This window comes from Paramicrobacterium chengjingii, from assembly GCF_011751765.2.
Classification (GTDB): Bacteria; Actinomycetota; Actinomycetes; order Actinomycetales; family Microbacteriaceae; genus Paramicrobacterium; species Paramicrobacterium chengjingii.
In genome coordinates this window covers 2,781,165-2,800,075 of sequence record NZ_CP061169.1, presented here as the reverse complement: position 1 = coordinate 2,800,075, position 18,911 = coordinate 2,781,165, and the positions used below count along the sequence as shown (strand labels likewise).

Genomic DNA, 18,911 nt, shown 5'->3' with positions numbered 1-18,911 from the left:
GGGCGGTCAGCGCTTTGCGACGGTGAGCAGAAAGACCGAATCCTCAAGCGCGCGAACGTTGTGTGTCTGGTCGGGGACGATGATGAGGTCGCCCTTCCAGCCTGTCCACGAAGCATCCGAAGTCGTCAGTTCGATGCGCCCGCTGATCACGTACACGGTGGCATCGCCCGGACTTTCGTGGTCGCCCATGGTTTCGTCGTTGCGCAGGGCAATGAGAGTCTGACGCAGTGCGTGTTCCCGCCCGCCGAAGACGGTCTTGGCGCTTCGTCCGCTCGAACTGGTAAGGGCGTGATCAAGCTCGTGGCGGGCAAGTGCGGTGAGCGATGTCTTCTGCACGTCGACCTTTCATTGTCCGGTCACTTCAGTGTGCCTCACATCGTGCCGATTTCACGGGGTTGTCGCGAGTGGGAGCCTCGGTCGAGGCTCCCGTCGTTCGTGTGCGACGAGGTCGCACGCACTGATTCCTCCACCGCCTTCATTACACCCATATCGACAGCGAATGGCAAGGTTTTTCTTATGCGTGGCGCAGCATTGCCGGGAGCCGCTGTCGCCGACGGTCGACGTTGTATTCGGGGACCTAGGATGAGCGTCGGACGGGTGCGCTAGGTTGTCGTCGAGAATGGTGAGGTCAGGGATGCATGAGATGAGATCATTTGACGAACTCATCGATGAAGCGGCCGGCGCCGCTGTTGACGGCTGGGGTTTCGAGTGGCTGCACGGGCGCGCCACGGAAGAGCGTCCTCCGTGGGGATATGTGCGGCTGATGGCCGAGAGGCTCGCCGGCGTGGGCAGTGCACTCGATCTCGACACGGGAGGGGGAGAAGTGCTTTCCGAGGCGCCGCTGCTTCCACCCCGCATGGCAGCGACAGAATCGTGGCCGCCGAATGCCGCGCAGGCTCGTCAGCGTCTTGAGGTGCGGGGAGTTGACGTGGTTGATACTGAGCAGGGCGCGCCGTTGCCGTTCGAGAACGGGTCATTCGAGCTCGTCACTGCACGGCATCCCGTGACGCCGAATTGGAGTGAGATTCACCGAGTGCTGCGGCCGGGTGGGCGGTATTTTGCGCAGCACGTGGGGCCGGCGTCGGCCTTTGAGCTCATCGAGCATTTCCTGGGACCCCTTCCTGATCAGCGCAGAGGAAGAGACCCAGCGCGCGAATGTGCGGACGCAGAGAAGGCGGGGCTGACGGTTCGAGATCTTCGCATTGCTCGATGCCGCATGGAGTTCTTCGACATCGGCGCTGTCGTGTGGATCCTGCGCAAATGCGTGTGGTGGATTCCCGACTTCGCGGTTGACAGGTACCGAAGCAGTCTTCTCGAGCTCGATGAACAGCTGAGGGAGGGCATCCCATTCGTCGCCCACTCGACCCGTCATCTTATTGAGGCGCAAGCGTAACCAGCAGCGAGGGCGCTCGCTGCGCCTCTGCGGGTCTTAACCCCTAGAGAGCCCTGAGAATGTCGTCGACGCCCTCCTTCGCATCGCCGAACAGCATCTGCGTATTCTCACGGAAGAACAACGGGTTCTGAACGCCGGCGTAGCCGGACGCCATCGATCGTTTGAACACGACAACGTTGCGTCCTTCCCACACACGCAGCACCGGCATCCCCGCAATAGGACTTGATGGGTCTTCCGCCGCGGCGGGGTTCACCGTGTCGTTTGCGCCGATGACAAGCACGACGTCTGTCTCAGCCAGCTCATCGTTAATCTCATCCATTTCGAGCACGATGTCGTAGGGCACCTTTGCCTCGGCCAGCAGCACGTTCATGTGCCCAGGCAGTCGCCCAGCAACCGGGTGGATGCCGAATCTCACGTCGACTCCTCGGTCGCGCAGCTTCTGAGTGAGCTCGGCGACGGGATACTGCGCCCGGGCCACGGCCATGCCGTACCCCGGAGTGATGACGACAGTCGACGCACCGGAGAGCATCTCGGCGACAGCATTCGCGTCGACTTCGCGATGCTCCCCGTGTTCGTCGTCTCCGCCTTGCGGCGCTTCGATGCCGAAGCCTCCGGCAATCACCGAGATGAATGAGCGATTCATTGCCGCGCACATGATGTATGACAGGTAGGCACCTGAGGATCCGACCAGCGCGCCCGTGACGATCAGCAGATCGTTGTTGAGCAGGAAGCCCGCGGCTGCTGCTGCCCATCCCGAATAGCTGTTGAGCATCGAGACGACGACAGGCATGTCGCCACCGCCGATGGATGCCACAAGGTGCCAGCCGAGAGTGAGGGACAGCAGCGTGACGAGAATAAGTAACCACAGCACGGGCATCGTGACGTACCAGACCGTCAGTCCGATGAAGATGACGATTGCACCGAGATTGAGTACGTTTTTGCCGGGAAGGACGAGCGGCTTTGACGGCATCCGACCCGAAAGCTTCAGGAAGGCGACGATCGATCCGGTGAAGGTCACGCCACCGATGAAAATGCCGATGAAGACCTCAGCATGGTGGATGTCGGCAAGGGCTCCACTCAGTCCGGGAGCGTGCAGGTGGCCGTTCCATCCCACGAGAACTGCGGCGAGCCCGACGAAGCTGTGCAAGAGCGCGATGAGCTCCGGCATCCCGGTCATCTCTACCTTGCGAGCACGCCACAGCCCGATGGCGGCGCCGACGAGCATCGCGACGACAAGAAGGACAAGACCGACGACGGCCTGGGGCTGCCCCCACGCGCCCTGCAGGGTTACCCAGATTGTTGCGCCGAGGGCAATGACCATGCCGACAACGCCGAAGGATACGCCGGAGCGCGCCGATTCGTGCTTGCTGAGCCCGGCAAGGCTCATGATGAACAGCAGGGCCGCGACGATATATGCGGCGCTTGCAACGGATGCCGCCAGTTCGATCGGGCTCATCGCGCCGCCCCCTGCTGGCCGCCCGCCGAGTGGGCTGAGCCGCTCGAGAACATCTTGAGCATGCGCCGTGTGACGGCGAATCCACCGAAGATGTTAATGGATGCCACGAGAACAGCGAAGGCAGAGATGATCTGCACCAGCAGATTGGGCGTGGTGATCTGAACGATGGCGCCGACGATAATGATTCCGGAAATGGCGTTGGTCACGCTCATGAGCGGCGTGTGAAGGGCGTGAGCCACCTTCCCGATCACGTAGAAACCCACAACGACAGACAGCATGAGCACGGTGAAATGCTGGGGGAGGGGTGGCGGCGCGACGGTGTTCACGAGGAAGAGCGCGGCGATTCCAAGTGCGATCAGGACGGTCTTGCCACCGGCAGGCATCGCGCGATTCTTCGGCACTGGCGTTGTCGTTTGCTGAGCGACGGGACTCTTCGGCACTGCCGACACCTGCGCGGGAGGCGGCGGCCACGTCTCCACTCCGTTGCGCACAACGGTGACGGATCTCTGAACGATGTCGTCGAAATCGATGGTCAGAGTGCCGTCCTTCTCCGGCGTCAGCAGCTTGAGCAGGTTGAGGAGGTTCGTTCCGTACAATTGCGAGGCCTGCGTTGGCAACCGCCCCGCGAGATCGGTATACCCGAGGATGATCACGCCGTTGTCAGTGACAATGCGCTCGCCGGCTTTCGAACCTTCGACGTTTCCGCCCTGTGCAGCCGCCATATCGACGACGACGCTGCCCGGCTTCATGCTGGCGACGTCCGCTGCCGTCAGGAGGCGCGGAGCGGCACGGCCGGGGATTAACGCTGTCGTAATGACGATGTCGACATCGGCGGACTGCTCTGAGTAGATCTCGGCTGCGCGCTCGTTGTATGCCTCGCTCGTCGCCTTCGCGTAGCCGTCGGATGAGACAGCCTTCTTCTCGTCCGGCACAACGACCTCAAGGTACTCGCCGCCGATCGAGCGAACTTGGTCGGCGACCTCAGGGCGCGGGTCTGTGGCGCGCACAATCGCTCCGAGGCTCGATGCGGCGCCGATCGCGGCAAGCCCAGCGACGCCAGCACCAGCGACGAGCACCTTCGCCGGAGGTACCTTGCCGGCGGCCGTGACCTGGCCTGTGAAGAATCGGCCGAACTCGTGGGCAGACTCGACGACGGCGCGGTACCCGGCGATATTCGCCATCGAACTCAGCACGTCCATCGACTGTGCGCGCGAGATTCGTGGCACAGCATCCATTGCGATCGCCGTGATCCCGCGTGTGGCCAGTGTGGCTCGCAGCTCGGGGCGCAATGCGGGACTCAGCAGACCGATAATCGTCGCGCCGTCTGCAAGGCGCTCGATTTCGGCATCCGTTGGTGCCTCGACTTTGAGAACAATCGGGGATGCCCAGGCCTCATCCGCGTCGACGATTGTGGCGTCGGCCTCAGAATAGGCGGCGTCGGGGAACGCGGATGCCTCGCCGGCACCGCGTTCGACCACGACGTCGTAGCCCAGCTGGCGCAGCTTCGCGACTGTCGCTGGAGTGGCGGAGACCCGTGTCTCACCGGCCAGTTCGGCGACAACTCCGATTCGCGTCATCAATAACTCCTTTGTCTCAGACGTGTCGTTCTGGTGGCCGAGGCTCGCTCGGGCCTCTCCAAAGACACGAATTACGACTATAGGGATGTGAAAACTCTCGAATCGAGATGAGTCCGCTCCCTCGTGCAAAAGAATCGCAGATATTTACAGAAGCGCAATTCTCGATGTTCTCGTTACTCCGTGGATGGCAACCACTGGGAGCACAAAAAAGGTCGTAGGTGCCGTGGCGTTCTCGCCGTAACGCCTCGACTGCCACACTGGCCCGGGCCGACAATGGGGCGCATTTACAAAGGACCCTCTCGCTGCCACCGATTTAGATCGCGGCCCTTGCAATATGTCAATTGCTGACCGAAGCCGTCACGGGTCGTGGCATCCTCATTTCTACCGGCAACGACGCCGGATGCGCCAGGTGATCGAGCCACACTAGTCGATGGGTTCGCAATGCCGAGGCGACAACGTGTTTCGAACCATGCGTGTTCGGCAACGACCGCACTATAGGCAAGCAGACGGCGCCGATAAATAGTAGGGCGCTATCCCCAGCGGCTATGGGTTGTCCGCCAAGTGACACGCCAGATGATTAGGTTGAGATTCATAATCAAATTGGCGTGAGCGGGCCGTATACGCGAACTCGACTTGCCTAGGTGGTCGATCAGGCGCTACATTGCGCTCGTGATGGGTGAGCCGATGCCTGAGCAACGACATGACTATGAGAAACAGCCAGAACATTCGTGCCAAGGAATCAAGATCGTCCTCCGGCATGGTTGCTCCAGAGGACGACCTTAGATCTAACCGAATTGAACGAGGATCAGAAGTTTCCCTTCTTGTAATAGCGGCGAGTGGTAAGTGGGTGCTTACGCACGGCTTCGAGATGAATACTCAGGCGCTCGAACGCTGCTGCGAGGACAATCTGGGAGATCAGAGCACGGACACGATCTGAGATTCCGTCCAGCGTGAACTCTTTGCTGTCGAATACCCGCAGCTTGTTCGTCACGGTAGGGGCGAAACGTTCCACGCGATCAGCAAGTTCTCGTTGCTCGTCTTCGCCCTTGAGAAGGATCACGCTTGTATCGCTTTCAATGAGTTCAAGCGTCCCATGAAAGAAATCAGAAGCGTGAACGGGACGCGTCCAGATCCACTGCATTTCCTCAAGAATGCACATTCCGTAATACCAAGCCTCGAACCAAACCGACCCAGAACCGGTCATGATGTGATGCTGTTCGTCTTTGATTTCATGTGCAAATGCTTCAGCCCGAGGATCGAACGACTCTTTGACCGACACAAGCAGCTCCGGGAGCCGTTGAATCTGAGCGACGACTTCGTCATAGTCGTCAATCTCACCCCGAATGTCCATAATCGCGAGCGCGATGAGTAGAGATTGCAAGTAGAAGTTCTCGCTAGAGGTGTCGTCGGCGCAATAGTTGGTGAAATTGACGTCCGATTTTTGGGCCAAAGGGGTATCCGCTTTGGCCGTCAGCGTGAGAATTCGTGCGCCCTTTGCGCGGGCAAACTCCAACGCTGCAAGTGCTTCCTTCGTGGTTCCCGACACCGTCGGAAACACGACGAGTGAATTCGCGCCGAGGTTGGCACTACCGCTGTTGACGAGTTCGGCACTCATTTCGACGTATGTCGGAAACGTTGACTTGGTTTGCAACAGCCGGGCTGCTGGCTGCATGAGGAAATTCACGCCACCTGCGCCAGCAAAGTAGATGTTCTCGATGCCGTTGCTGAGTTCCTTGGCGAGGGCCTCACGAATTGGATGAGCAAGCTTGACTGCGCCCGACTGGATACCAACATAGCGTTGCTCGTCAAAATTGAACATTTAACTTCCTTGTCTGCTAACTGAACTTAATGTCTGACAACAGTAACAATGGTAGGGCAGAAAGTGGAAAACGGCCATCGCTGCGCCGCCCGGATTTGTTGTAGCGGTGCTGATACGCTCTTCGAGTGGTCAAAATCCCCGATGAACGGAGCGAACAACTTGTCAGTCAAGGATGAAATGGTTGAGACGACTGGGCATGAAAGTGTGGTGGATCGCGTCTATCATCAGATTCGAGGGCTGATTGTTTCGGCCGGTCTGAAGCCTGGAGACCAGCTACCCACTGAATCTGAACTAGTCGACCTTTACGGCGCCTCGCGTTCCACGGTCCGAGAGTCGCTGCGCTTGCTTGAGCAGGAGGGAACTGTTCATGCGGTTCAAGGCCACGGGCGCTTTATCTCTGCGTCTGGTGCCTTACGCGTTGAGCGTCCTATGACCAAATACGAAAGTATTACGGAGGTGCTCACCGGGCTTGGTTATCGGGTCACCAGTGCTGTCCTAGAGGTCACCCTGGGAAACGCTAATGAGGAAGAAGCGCAAGCTCTTGAGATAGAGCCTGGAGCTGAGGTAATTCGCCTCCTGCGAATTCGATACGGCGATGAGAGACCACTTGTCGTGAGCGCTAACACCGTTCCAAGGCTGGCCTTGCCAGGTCCGATTAATCATCGGGACTGGAGCGGCTCACTGACCGAAGCTCTTGCCGCGCATGGCCACTACGTGAACTCGGCGCTCGCAACTATCTCCGCCGTCCAACTGCCTGAAGAATGGGAGCAAAAGTACAACTTAGAAGGCCTGGGGCCGTGGCTGTTGGGAACTGAGGTTGGATTGACGCGCAACAACACTCGAATCCTCTATGCCAAGGACTTTCACCTTGGCAGTGAGATTACGTTCAGCGTCGTGAGGCGACGCTGAACGTAATCTCTCAGTCGACGCCTACCCGAACAGTAAGCGTGACTCGTCATAACGCTGTAGCGGAACACGTTTGAGATTTGCCGTCGCCAAAGAGATAGGTGCCGTCGTCATGTCCGTACCTTTGACCGCCACCATTTGTCCCCAATGCTTGGCCATTACCGCATCTGCCGCTGCCATACCTAGTCGGGTTGAAAGGACGCGATCGAATGCGCTTGGTACTCCGCCGCGTTGTATGTGGCCGATGATGGTTGATCTCGTCTCAATGCCTGTGTTGTCTTCAATCATTGGTGCTAGAACGTCTGCAATGCCGCCTAATCGCGGACGATTGAACGTGTCGAGCCCCTTGTGCGAATGGGCGGCTTGCATATTCTCCATGGTGAAGCCTTCTGCAACAACCACTACAGGTGCACGACCGCGACGTTTGGCTTGGTGGACCCAGTCACAGATCTGTTCGAGGCTCTGTGGGAACTCTGGGATCAGTATTGCGTGAGCCCCAGATGCGAGACCAGCGTGGAGAGCGATCCACCCTACGTGTCGTCCCATTACTTCTACAACCATGCAGCGTTGATGGGACTCAGCGGTAGTGCGCAACCTGTCGATTGCTTCAGTTGCGATCTCCACGGCTGTGTCAAAGCCGAACGAGTAATCCGTTGCATCCAGATCGTTGTCGATCGTTTTGGGTACACCCACAATGTTTAGACCGCTTTCAGACAGGCGGTGAGCTGCTGTTAACGTGCCTTCTCCACCAATAGCGATGAGCGCGTCTATGCCATTTCGGTCAAACATAGCTTGGATCCGTTCCGCGCCTCCGTTTGACGCATCGACTGGATTCGTGCGGCTCGTATGGAGAATGGTCCCGCCCTGCTTGCTGAGACCTCTCACGTCATGGCGCTCGAGAGGGACCATGTCCTCGTCCAAGAGTCCTTGCCAGCCGAAGCGAAACCCGACGAACTCGGCTCCGTATCGAATCGTGCCATTGAGCACTGCGCCTCGTATTACAGCGTTGAGCCCTGGTGAATCTCCACCGCTAGTCAACATGGCAACTTTCATTTGATTCCTCCTCGTGACGCTATGAACTGGTCGCTGACTGTGCATTGCTATTTGACCGCGTCGTGGCGGTGCGGATCTTGTTCACCAGCCCGGGGAGTTCTCGCATGTTGTTAAACGTGCTCACTCCAAGGTCGTCGAACGAGCCCCGAGGGGTGAGGGGCGTTTCATATGCGAGGACATACATCCCAGCTGCCTTCGCCGACTCAACCCCCGCGCGGCTGTCATCAACAGCCATACATTCAGTTGGGTCAAGCCCCAACTGATTCGCGGCGTGTAGATAAACATCGGGAGCTGGTTTGCCTTGTGCGACGTCTTCAGCGCTCGAAATGTTCCGTTGAAAGCGTGGAAAGAGTCCCACAATTTCTAGAGCCAACTCGATATGTGCGTGACTACTGTTTGAGGCGAGAGCAATCGGCATGTCGATGCGATCGAGCGCGAAAGAAATTCCGTGAATTTCTGTGAGTTCGCGTCGAAACAGGTCGTTGCGAAACGCACGATAGGGAGTGAGCCAGTCGCGCGTAAGTTTGCGCCCCGTCTTTTTCTCAACGATTTTTTGAAGATGCTCCTTCGAGCACCCGAGGAATAGTCGGTAGAGCTCCTCAACTGTGGGGTGCCAACCTAGCTCGGCGACGGCTTTCTGAGTTACTCGCATGCTTAGCGGCTCAGTGTCGACGAGTACTCCGTCGCAATCGAAGACAATGCCATTGAACATTCTCGTCTATCCCTCTCCTCGCCGCGGCGTCAACTGTGTTCGCTCGTACCCTTGGGCATCAGCTTCACGATGAGCGCGGTCACTGGGCCCACACTCTTATTTAAAATGGCTGCGCGGTTCTGCCGGACGATAGCTGCCCTGACAATCCAAGCTCCGATGAACCGGAATGGTTCTGGAGGAAGTCTCTTCAGGTTCTTTTGATTGACCAGACCACTTTGTGCCCACCGGTTGTCTTTCTCTAGAGCCAGGTTCGCTATGATTCGACTGCATGCTGGAATTTGAGCAAGGCCGGTTCCGTTCCATCCGACGGCGTAGACAAAGTTCTTTTGGGCTCGAAGGTGGCCAATAATCGGGATGTGGCTCGGTACGCAGTCGATGGCGCCCACCCAGTCATGATCAATCGCGACGTCTTTCAGCGACGGATAAACTCGGTGGAACTCCTTGATCGTGTCCTTTCTCCATCGTGGATGTCTGCTCTGCTTTTGGCCGAGGTGGTCACGGTACACGGGTCCACCGCTTCCGCGTCCGAAAACCACTCGTCCGTCTAACGTGCGCTGGTAGTACAGAACTTGGTTCTGTGAGTCACAAATTGCTTCCCCGTCACGCCACCCGATGTCATCAAGGCGTTGAGGAATTGGCTCTGTAGCTATCACCTGTGAGTCGACCGCATACATGTGCTTGCGAATATCCGGTATCGAGCTTGCCCATACGTTTGTCGCTAACACGCAGGATGTCGCACTCACTGTGGCATTTTCAGTGGACACTACAACTGGGCGCCCAAGTGTGATTGAGCGAACTGCTGATTGTTCAAATATGACTACGCCTTTAGAGATTGCGTAATGCGCGAGGCTAACCATCAGCTTGCCTGGATGCACGGTTCCGGCCAGCTCTTCTTCTACGCCGAGATACGAGACTGCAGAACCTGTACGCTGTCGAATCTCTTCCCGATCAATCGTTCGATAGGGGTGTTTCCCGTTTCGCCGTGCACTCTCCTGCGTTTCGGTCCAAGAACCCTCTTGTGAGCTCGCGCTTGCTGTCCAAAGCCAGCCGTCAAGACGGAGGCCCAGGTCATAACCCTGGTCCTCTTGAAGCGCACGCAGCTCTTCTATGGCTTCGACTGTCATTCCGGCGAGATCTAGCGCCTCACGCTCGTTAGTTACATCTGTCAGCGCTTTGAGGCTGTCAAACCAAGAATGGAGTTGGCCCCCGTTGCGTCCGGAAGCCCCATCGCCGCATCGCGAGGCTTCAAGAAGCACCACCTTCTTAGTGGGCTCCAACTCCGCTATACGTATTGCTGTCCACAATCCTGTGAGGCCTCCGCCAATGATAGCGACGTCGGCGACGGTGCTGCTATCGAGTGAAGGCTGCGGTGTGCGCACAACATCCCTCAACCAATACGAGCGGTCATCGTCGCTATAAGCGACAGGAGTGCGCAGGCGGAATGTAGATCGCATTGCAACATGCTATCCGACAATCAACATTGGTTGTAAGATCCCTGTAGGAGATGTCAGACAGCAAGGTCTATGATGTTTCTGTGACACAGCACCTGATTCGCGAAGACGCGAGCTTGGAGGATCAAATTGAGCAAGAGGCTAAGCGCAATTGCGCTCGGGAGTGCCGTTGCGGTCGCTCTCGTGGGATGTACAGCCGGAGGCAGCACTGACTCCGCTCCGGGAAGTGATGTAGACCTAACGGATGTCGATTACAACGGTTCGGTAAGCGTCATTACCCGCTACGCAGGTGAGAATGCAGCTTTCTTTGAACAAGTCGCAAAAGACTACGAGGCAAAGCACGAAGGCGTGACAATCGATCTGCAGCAGGAATCTGATCAGGGTTACAAGGACAAGATCAAGACACTTGTCGCCTCTCAGAGCGTTCCTGATGTGTATTTCTCTTGGCCCGGTGAATACGCTGCGCAGTTCTTCGACAACGGCCTCGCTCTTGATCTCTCGGACGTTATTGCCCCGAGCACGGAATGGGGAGGCACGTTTAACGAAGCGGCTCTAGACACGTTCAGCGACGACGGTTCCTACTACGGTGTCCCGCTTGCACTGGATGCAAAGTTCATGCTGTACAACGAGAAATTGTTCGCGGAGTCTGGAGTTGATGTTCCTGGGAACCATGAGGAACTTATTCAAGCTTGTGATGATCTCACGGATAAGGGGGTCACTCCCATGTCGTTTGGCAATAAAGACGGCTGGCCTGCCATCCACTTCATCACATCGCTTAACAGCTACAACGTGCCTGCCGAGACGCTCAGCGCAGACTATGAACCGGCTACAGCCAAATTCGAAGATCCAGGCTACGTCAAAGCACTGGAACAGTTCCAGGAGATCTTGACGAACTGCACAGACACTCAGGAACAGGCTAACGGGTCCGATTACTACTCTGAGCGCAACCGTTTCGGCGACGGCGATGTAGCTATGTTCTACGTTGAGAACGTGGAGTTTGCGGCTACCACGCCAGAAGGTAGCGCCGCCGAGGAGGACGGCTATGGTGTCTTCAAGCTCCCCGTTCCAGAAGATGCCAAGGGCGACCAAGGGTCGCTCACCGGTGCGCCGGATGGTTTCCTGGTAAACCCAAACGCTGAGAACTTGCCACTCGCGGTGGACTTCATGGAGTTCGCCACAAACAAGCAGAACGCTGCTGCATTGTACGAGACAATCGGATTCCCGAGTGCAACGAAAGATGGCTTAGCCGAGACTGATGTGACTCCTCAGTTGGAGGAAAGTGTGAAGCAGGTGGACGAGGCTTCGAGTCTCGCAGTTTGGCTTGACACTGTGACAGTACCCGATGTCGCGCAGGCTTATCTTTCAGGCGTGCAAGGACTCATAAGTGGGAATAAATCACCTGAACAAGTGATGTCGGACGTCAAGAAGGCCTCGGATAGCACTGCCAGCTAGCTAGTAGACACACCTTCAACGGGCGGGCGCACGGCTTAACCGAGTCGTGCGCCCTCGGAAACTATTTGAGGTTATTCATGCAACGTGTCTCAAAGAGAGGGCTAGTTTGGATCGCACCCGCCATCGTGGGGCTCCTACTCTTCGTCTATTATCCGCTGATTCTGAATTTTCGGTACAGCGTAGAAGAATCAAATATCTTTGCTGGAACGCAGACTTTCGTGGGGTTGCAGAACTACGTAAAGATGGCGAATGACCGCGTTTTCTGGATAGCGTTTGGAAACAACACGCTTTATGCGGTCATCTCGGTAATCGTTCAAGTGTTTTTTGCGCTTGCGCTCGCAGCGACTATTGAAGGACTGCGAAACGAGCGGTTCAAGTCGATTCTGCGATCGATCTACTTTATGCCGTCTGCGATCTCGCTTACCGTCACCGGCCTTCTTTTCTATTTCATCTACCACCCATCCGGCGGTTTGCTGAACGGAATGCTCGGGGCGGTGGGGCTGGAATCGCTACAGCACGCTTGGCTGGGTAATTCTGACACGGCGATGGTCGCCATCATCATGATGAGTCAGTGGCAAGGCTTCGGTTACACAACATTGTTGTTTGCGGTCGCAATGCAAAGGATTCCGCGCGAGTACTACGAAGCGGCTGCCCTCGACGGGATTGGGCCGGCGCGCCGACTATTCTCTGTCACGATGCCACTCGTCAGCGAGATGACGGGGCTGCTCATGATCGTGACAGTCTCGCAGGCGTTCCAAGTCTTCAACGAAGTGATGGTGACCACCTCGGGAGGTCCCGATAACTCAACTCAACTGCTCGGAACTTGGCTATACGTCAGTGGCTTCATCAAGAACGACTTCGGTTACGCGGCGGCCATCGCCGTTGTCATCTTCATCGTGACGGTCATACTTGCGATATTTCAACTACGGTACACGGAGAAAAGGAGAGTCCATTGGTGACGACGAGCGGGCTTTTCCGGATCGCAGGAAAGCTACTATTATTGGGACTTCTCGTTGGGCTCGCAATAGTGGTGCTCTACCCATTGTTATGGATGGGGATCAGCTCGCTTAAGACGAATGATGAGATTCTCAGCAGCCCATTTGCGATGCCACAGGCGCTCGATTTTGGAAGCTACGCGCGCGCATGGGATCGAGGAGTCGGCCAGTACTTCTTCAACAGCGCGCTCGTCACGGTAGTCAGCGTTTTCTTGACAACGCTAGTGAGCGCTTGGGCAGCGTTTGGACTTTCACGAATCGAGATACCCTTTAGCCGGATCTTTCTTCTGCTCATTGTGGGAGGGTTGATGCTCGCGCCGGCAGTAGCGCTGGTCCCACTCGTCAAACTGATGCAGTCTTGGGGAATTTACAACACCTATTGGGCGCTTATTCTTCTCTACACGGCGTTTCGGATTCCGTTTACGACCTTCCTGATCAGGTCATACATGGTCGGTCTGCCGCGAGAGGTCGATGAGGCAGCCATCATTGACGGAGCAAAGACTCGTCAGATTTTTTGGCGCGTCATCTTGCCCATGTCAAAGCCGATTATGGCTTCTGCCGTTATCTTGCACGTGATATTCGCTTGGAACGAATTCCTATTCGCGCTCGTATTTGTCGGAGATGATTCACTCAAGACGCTACCGGTTGGGCTCGCTAATCTTTCTTCGCGTGCAACAACCGACTTCCCTGCTGTGTTCGCGGGAATGGCGATCGCGGCGGTGCCCATGATCATTCTCTTCATACTGGGCCAACGTTTCTTTATTCGAGGTCTCGCAGAGGGAGTAGGAAAATGAACAACTTATCACTTGCGGCAGTGGGCGATAACACCGTTGATATTTACTATGGAGCCGATGACGAGAGCTTTATCGGGGGAAACGCGCTCAATACGGCTGTTCAATGGAGTCTCATGGGTGCCCGTGCGGGATACTACGGCGCAGTCGGGTCTGATGACCTCGGCTTCCGCGTGAGGGAGGCTTTGGCGAAGAACAAGGTCAACACCGACGGGCTCACTGAGCTCCCCGGTAAAACGTCCACGACGCTCATACGTGTCGAGCCCAGCGGCGATCGCATAATCGCGCAGGACAACTTTGAGGTGAGCGCAACTTACATGCCGAGCGCCGATGACCTCGATGACATAGCAACGCGTGCGTTTGTGCATATTGGAATGAGTCCGTTTGCATCACGCATTCGCAACGAGTTAGCGAGCCGAGGTGTGCAGATCAGTCAGGACTGTGCCGTAAGTGAAGGCTTTGAGCACTTGGACGTTGCGTTCTGTTCTGCAGGTGAGGAATCCGCAGAGGCGCATACTATGGCTCGGGAAGCGATAGATGGTGGGGCGCAACTAGCGATCGTCACTCGCGGCGCGGATGGAAGTATTGCGTTCGATGGGCGGGACTGGTTCAGCGTTCCCGCAGTCGAGATTCCGGCCGTCGTCGACACAACAGGAGCTGGCGACAGTTACATTGCCGGATTCGTGGCTGCGCGGGCTCAAGGAAAATCTGTACTTGACTGTATGCGCGCAGGTGCTGCGGTGGCAGCAAAGACATGCCAGCACAGGGGTGGGTTCCCGCAAGATCCGTAGATCGCAGCCCATCGCGAACGAAACGGGCAGCTCCGCCATAACCTGCGCAAGTCCCCAGCGCACAGAAGCATGACCAAGATTGTGCTTTTCGCGTGGTTCTGGGCGCTTCGCTACCCATGCCGCGAACTTGGCAGATAGGAGGACGCCGCCAAAACCTGCCTGCTGAGAATAATCAGCAATAATCAGCAATGATCGGTAGCCCGTAGCGATCAGTGCCACTGAAGTTTGCCTGCATCGTGGCGAGATGCCACTGGGCGTACCCAAGCGAATATCGACTTGGATACACGATGGTAACGATTGACTGACAGCTAGCCAGCTTGTCTATATCTATGGCATAGTGGTCGGACAAGTCGACTTTTGGTTTGCAATAGGTGCGAATCAAATAGCAAAGGAGCTGAGCGATATGGCAAAGACGCGACCGGTGATAGCGGCGGCGGCAGGGGCTGTAAGTCTGGGACTAGTGCTTAGCGCATGTTCCTCGGGCGATCCCGGGGGTTCGGAGGACGAGGTCAAGATTGCTTTCGTTCCAGGTATTGCGTCGGATCCGTTCTTTCGCGCGATGGAAATCGCGGCGAAGGACGAGGCGAAAAAACTCGGAATCGAGCTGATTTGGCAAGGCGCTTCTGACGAATATTCCCCCGAGTCGCAGCTCCCCTTCGTCGATTCTGCTCTCACACAAGGTGTTGATGCCTTGGTGCTTGTTCCGACCGATGCAGATGCGCTCCAGCCAAGTGTCGACAAGGCAGCATCCATGGACATTCCAGTGGTGACTGTTGATACGACGGTGAGTGATACCAGTACGTTGGTGTCGCATATCACTGGGGACAACCACGATGGGGGCGAGCGAGCCGCGGAAGAGATGAGTTCCCAATTAGACGGCGACGGTAAAGTGCTCGTGATCTCCGCCTCTCCTACGAACACAACTGGGACCCAGCGCGTCGAGGGCTTTCAGGACGCAGTTGATAGCGCGTACGACGGTTTGAACGTCCTTCCCGTGCAATATGCCTACAGTGAACCGGCAAAGGCGACGACCATTTTGAACACCACTCTGCTTGAGTACTCTGACCTTGAAGGTGTGTTTGCTGTTGATGGGACATCTTGCACAGGTGCGGCAGCTGCGCTTCGGAGTGCCAAAGCCACTGACGACGTCAACCTGATTTGCTATGACGCTTATTCGAACCAGGTCCAGGACCTTGAAGAAGGCGTTGTGTCGGCTTTGATCGCGCAGGACCCCGCCGAGGAAGCGCGACTGGCTCTTCAGTACGCCTACGCACAAGTTACTGGTGAGGGAAAAGAAGATATTGAACGAGAAGTTGTGATTCCGAACGTCGTCATCAACCGGGACAACCTTGGTGAGACCAAGAAATATCAGTACGCAGAATGACGAACCTGAAGACGGAGGGGAAAGGACCGATGGCAGGAAACGGTCAGACAACCTCGGATGCTGGTATCGAACGGCTGAAGAATCTTGGGTCGAAGCAAGAAACTCTCTTGATAGGCGTATTCATCGTGATGGTGTTGGTGTTCACCATCATCAATCCAAGGTTTTTCTCCGCCGCCGCGTTTAGCAACGTCCTCCAGGACTTTGGTCCAGTAATGCTGATGGCGACTGCACAAACTTTCATCATGCTGACCGGTGGAATTGACCTTTCGGTAGGTGCTTTGCTTGGGCTCAGCGGAGTCTCTGCAGCCCTAGCAGTGCGGTGGGCAAACGAAAGCGGTGCTTCTCCCACCGCCAGCATCTTGGCCGGCGTTGGCACGGCCATCCTTGTTGGCGCCCTCGTTGGCGGTATCAACGCTTTCCTTATCACGCGTGTCAAACTAGCGCCATTCATCGCGACCCTCGCGATGATGGGCGTTTGCACAGGCACCACGCTCGTAGTTACGGGCGGTGTGCAAATCGCGGGCGCACCCCGGGAACTTATCTCTATAGGAAACACTAGGTTTTTTGGTGTCCTCACGGTTCCGTTGATTGTCGTAATTGTTGTGCTGCTGATCGCCTGGCTGGTTCTTTCGCGTACCCAGTTCGGCCGCCACTCATACGCAATCGGCTCAAACCGTTTTGCAGCACGCGTGGCAGGCATCAACGTCGACAAGCACCTCGTCAAGGTCTACGTGATTGGCGGGATACTCGCATCGCTGGCTGGTCTATTCGTGTACTTCCGACTCGGATCAGGCTCACCATCTTCAGGACGCGGAGGCGAACTCCAAGCGATCGCGGCAGCCGTGATTGGCGGAGTCAGCCTATTCGGCGGCGTGGGAAGAATCACCGGAACAATTCTGGGCGCATTGATTACCGCAAGTGTGTTGAGCGGCCTCATCCTCATCGGGGTCGAGCCGAATGCGCAGCAGATCGTCGTAGGAATTCTCATCGCATTCGCGGTAGCAGTTCAAGGTATCGGCCGCAATCGATCAACTGTCTAGAGGTTACGAACATGAGCAACAATTTGTACGAAGTACGCGGAGCAAGCAAACGATACGGGAGCGTTGTAGCTCTCGATGGTGTTGATTTTGGTGTCGAAGCGGGGGAGGTCGTAGCGCTGGTCGGAGACAACGGTGCGGGAAAGTCCACACTCGTGAAAGCACTATCCGGCGCGCACAAGCCAGATTCTGGGCAGATGTATTTGGATGGAGAGGAAGTGGAGTGGTCTTCACCGCAAGACGCGCTCCATAGAGGAATTGAGACCTTGTACCAAGACTCGAGCTTAGCGCCGCACCTCTCAGTGAGCGCAAACGTCTTCCTAGGGCGTGAGCTGAAGGCCCCTGGCCTGAGAGGGAAGCTGGGATTCCTTGCGAAAAAGAAGATGGATGAGCAAGCTCACAGAGACCTGCAGAACGCAGGAATCGCCGTTCCAGCCTCAGCACGATCTGTATCAAAGCTTTCTGGCGGACAAAGGCAGGCTGTCGCTATCGGCCGAGCAATTGCATGGGCAGGCCGAGTCATTATTCTTGACGAGCCAACCAACCACCTCGGCGCAAAGCAGTCAACGGAAGTACTCGAGGTGATCCTCAAGGCAAAGGCCAACGGTCTGGGCGTCATCTTCATCTCGCATACTTTGCCACACGTCCTCGAGGTAAGTGACAGAACTGTCGTCCTGCGTCTTGGCCGAGTAGTAGCGAACGCGCCAACATCTCAGTTCACAGCGGATTCTCTCGTTAAGGCAATTACCGGGCTCGAGGAGGCTTCATAGTGACGACGCAACCAGATCTTGAAAAGATTGAGAACGCGATCGATGCGACAATCTCTCGCTTTAGTGGACGAGCGGAAACCCTCCTAGAAGAGCTCGTTGCCGTTCCAAGTGTCAACCCTGAGCAGCCAGGTGTGAATAAAACTGATCACATCGGAGGAGAGTCGCGAGCAAACAAACTATTCGCAACTCACCTTCGTGACCTAGGCATGCATATCGACTACGTCGAGATAGAGGAAGGTCGTGCCAACCTCGTTGCTATTCTGCGAGGTGCCGGCCAAGGACGTTCCCTAGCGTTCAACGGGCACATAGATACTGTCGCTCCTCAGGAAGGCCGATTTGTCGATCCATGGACAGCAGTGCGCGAGGGAAACCGTTTATTCGGGCTGGGGGCGACCGACATGAAGGCTGGGCACGCGGCAATGTGGCTCGCGGTTAAAGCGCTCGCTGAAGTCGGCGTACGACTTGACGGAGACCTACATATCCACTCCGTAGTTGGCGAAGAAACTATGAGCCACGAGATTGGCACAACGGCTGTACTCAACGCCGGATACCAAGTTGACGCCGCCTTTGTCCCTGAGCCCACGAGCTCAGGGAACTTATTGCAGATGTCCAACACCGCACCTGGTAACGCGCTCTTCTCCGTTACGGTGCGCGGCAAATCAGCACACTGGGCGTCCCGCAATCTGGCCATTCGACCGGGGGGAGGCGGAGACTCCATCGGAGTGAATGCAATCGACAAGGGTGTATACGTATACAACGCGATGCGACAACTCGAGGAACAGTGGGGAATCTCAAAAGCACATCCTCAGTTCCTGCCCGGTGCATTTATCATTCATCCGGGCGTGCTCAAAGCAGACGTAGGTATCGAAGCTGCGCCCTACTTCCCCGATCGTGCCCGGTTCGACTATCTATTGTCGTTTCCGCCTGGCGACGCATTTGAACAGATCAAGGCCGAAGTGGAGCAGCATATTCACGCGGCATGCGCGCTAGACCCGTGGCTGCGCGAGCATCCTCCAGAGTTCGAATGGTATGCGTCGTGGCCACCTGCGTTCAGCGACCCGGGTGCCGACTTCGTACGCACCGCTCTTGCGGCCCGGAACTCGGTCGCCGGGCAAGACTACCTGGATGCAGGTGTCATACCAGCCGGAGCACAGTCGGACGCCTCGTTTTATGAGGCGCAGGGGATCCCGGCCGTAGTCAGTGGGCCTGGCGATCTTCTATGTGCACACGCAGCCGACGAGTCAGTCGATCTTGAACTCATCCCAATCGCAGCTCGCACAATGGCACGAACGGCGCTCAGATGGTGTTCGGTGTAAGAACGTGC

The 18,911-nt window shown here is 56.6% G+C and carries 17 protein-coding genes; 10 read left to right on the top strand and 7 right to left on the bottom strand.

What is annotated here, in order from left to right:
- Positions 1 to 6: 6 nt before the first annotated feature.
- Positions 7 to 336: a cupin domain-containing protein gene (locus HCR76_RS13575; protein WP_166991515.1), complete on the bottom strand. Its 330-nt coding sequence runs from the start codon at positions 334 to 336 to the stop codon at positions 7 to 9.
- A gap of 307 nt (positions 337 to 643) precedes the next feature.
- Here HCR76_RS13575 and HCR76_RS13570 point away from each other — a divergent pair, with 307 nt between their 5' ends.
- Positions 644 to 1,393: a class I SAM-dependent methyltransferase gene (locus tag HCR76_RS13570; protein ID WP_166991512.1), complete on the top strand. Its 750-nt coding sequence runs from the start codon at positions 644 to 646 to the stop codon at positions 1,391 to 1,393.
- Positions 1,394 to 1,436: 43 nt separating this feature from the next.
- Here HCR76_RS13570 and pntB read toward each other — a convergent pair whose 3' ends face one another.
- From pntB to HCR76_RS13555, 3 genes are all read right to left on the bottom strand, one after another.
- On the bottom strand, positions 1,437 to 2,849 hold the full coding sequence (gene pntB, locus HCR76_RS13565) for a Re/Si-specific NAD(P)(+) transhydrogenase subunit beta (protein ID WP_166991509.1): 1,413 nt from the start codon (positions 2,847 to 2,849) through the stop codon (positions 1,437 to 1,439).
- On the bottom strand, positions 2,846 to 4,426 hold the full coding sequence (locus HCR76_RS13560; protein WP_166991506.1) for a Re/Si-specific NAD(P)(+) transhydrogenase subunit alpha: 1,581 nt from the start codon (positions 4,424 to 4,426) through the stop codon (positions 2,846 to 2,848). The genes pntB and HCR76_RS13560 overlap by 4 nt, the downstream gene beginning before the upstream one ends.
- A gap of 805 nt (positions 4,427 to 5,231) precedes the next feature.
- Positions 5,232 to 6,245, bottom strand: coding sequence for an SIS domain-containing protein (locus HCR76_RS13555; protein ID WP_166991502.1), 1,014 nt, complete (start codon positions 6,243 to 6,245; stop codon positions 5,232 to 5,234).
- A gap of 48 nt (positions 6,246 to 6,293) precedes the next feature.
- Here HCR76_RS13555 and HCR76_RS13550 point away from each other — a divergent pair, with 48 nt between their 5' ends.
- Positions 6,294 to 7,154: a GntR family transcriptional regulator gene (locus HCR76_RS13550; RefSeq protein ID WP_235934173.1), complete on the top strand. Its 861-nt coding sequence runs from the start codon at positions 6,294 to 6,296 to the stop codon at positions 7,152 to 7,154.
- A 21-nt stretch (positions 7,155 to 7,175) separates the two neighbouring features.
- Here the strand turns inward: HCR76_RS13550 and HCR76_RS13545 are convergent, their stop codons facing one another.
- From HCR76_RS13545 to HCR76_RS13535, 3 genes are read right to left on the bottom strand one after another with little or no spacing between them, the layout of a single operon-like run.
- Positions 7,176 to 8,204 carry a 6-phosphofructokinase gene (locus HCR76_RS13545; RefSeq protein WP_166991499.1) on the bottom strand — a complete coding sequence of 343 codons (1,029 nt, stop codon included), beginning with the start codon at positions 8,202 to 8,204 and terminating at the stop codon, positions 7,176 to 7,178.
- Between the two features lie 19 nt (positions 8,205 to 8,223).
- Positions 8,224 to 8,916, bottom strand: coding sequence for an HAD family hydrolase (locus HCR76_RS13540; protein ID WP_166991496.1), 693 nt, complete (start codon positions 8,914 to 8,916; stop codon positions 8,224 to 8,226).
- 29 nt (positions 8,917 to 8,945) lie between these two features.
- On the bottom strand, positions 8,946 to 10,370 hold the full coding sequence (locus HCR76_RS13535; protein ID WP_166991493.1) for an NAD(P)/FAD-dependent oxidoreductase: 1,425 nt from the start codon (positions 10,368 to 10,370) through the stop codon (positions 8,946 to 8,948).
- Between the two features lie 126 nt (positions 10,371 to 10,496).
- Here HCR76_RS13535 and HCR76_RS13530 point away from each other — a divergent pair, with 126 nt between their 5' ends.
- The 8 genes from HCR76_RS13530 (at position 10,497) to HCR76_RS13495 (ending at position 18,903) form a co-directional block, all read left to right on the top strand.
- Positions 10,497 to 11,819 (top strand): ABC transporter substrate-binding protein, encoded by a 1,323-nt coding sequence (locus HCR76_RS13530; RefSeq protein WP_166991490.1) that lies wholly within the window; start codon positions 10,497 to 10,499, stop codon positions 11,817 to 11,819.
- Between the two features lie 218 nt (positions 11,820 to 12,037).
- Complete coding sequence (locus tag HCR76_RS13525; RefSeq protein ID WP_244971400.1) at positions 12,038 to 12,778, top strand: carbohydrate ABC transporter permease; 741 nt, start codon at positions 12,038 to 12,040, stop codon at positions 12,776 to 12,778.
- Positions 12,775 to 13,608, top strand: coding sequence for a carbohydrate ABC transporter permease (locus HCR76_RS13520; RefSeq protein WP_235934303.1), 834 nt, complete (start codon positions 12,775 to 12,777; stop codon positions 13,606 to 13,608). The genes HCR76_RS13525 and HCR76_RS13520 overlap by 4 nt, the downstream gene beginning before the upstream one ends.
- The gene (locus HCR76_RS13515; protein ID WP_166991481.1) at positions 13,605 to 14,396 is read left to right on the top strand and encodes a PfkB family carbohydrate kinase; all 792 of its coding nucleotides are present in this window, start codon (positions 13,605 to 13,607) and stop codon (positions 14,394 to 14,396) included. The genes HCR76_RS13520 and HCR76_RS13515 overlap by 4 nt, the downstream gene beginning before the upstream one ends.
- A gap of 403 nt (positions 14,397 to 14,799) precedes the next feature.
- The gene (locus HCR76_RS13510; RefSeq protein ID WP_166991478.1) at positions 14,800 to 15,780 is read left to right on the top strand and encodes an ABC transporter substrate-binding protein; all 981 of its coding nucleotides are present in this window, start codon (positions 14,800 to 14,802) and stop codon (positions 15,778 to 15,780) included.
- 29 nt (positions 15,781 to 15,809) lie between these two features.
- Entirely contained in the window at positions 15,810 to 16,820 is a 1,011-nt protein-coding gene (locus HCR76_RS13505; protein WP_166991475.1) for an ABC transporter permease, read from the top strand.
- An 11-nt stretch (positions 16,821 to 16,831) separates the two neighbouring features.
- Positions 16,832 to 17,587 carry an ATP-binding cassette domain-containing protein gene (locus HCR76_RS13500; RefSeq protein ID WP_166991472.1) on the top strand — a complete coding sequence of 252 codons (756 nt, stop codon included), beginning with the start codon at positions 16,832 to 16,834 and terminating at the stop codon, positions 17,585 to 17,587.
- Positions 17,587 to 18,903, top strand: coding sequence for a M20/M25/M40 family metallo-hydrolase (locus HCR76_RS13495; RefSeq protein ID WP_167131913.1), 1,317 nt, complete (start codon positions 17,587 to 17,589; stop codon positions 18,901 to 18,903). Before HCR76_RS13500 ends, HCR76_RS13495 begins: the two co-directional genes overlap by 1 nt.
- Positions 18,904 to 18,911: the final 8 nt, after the last annotated feature.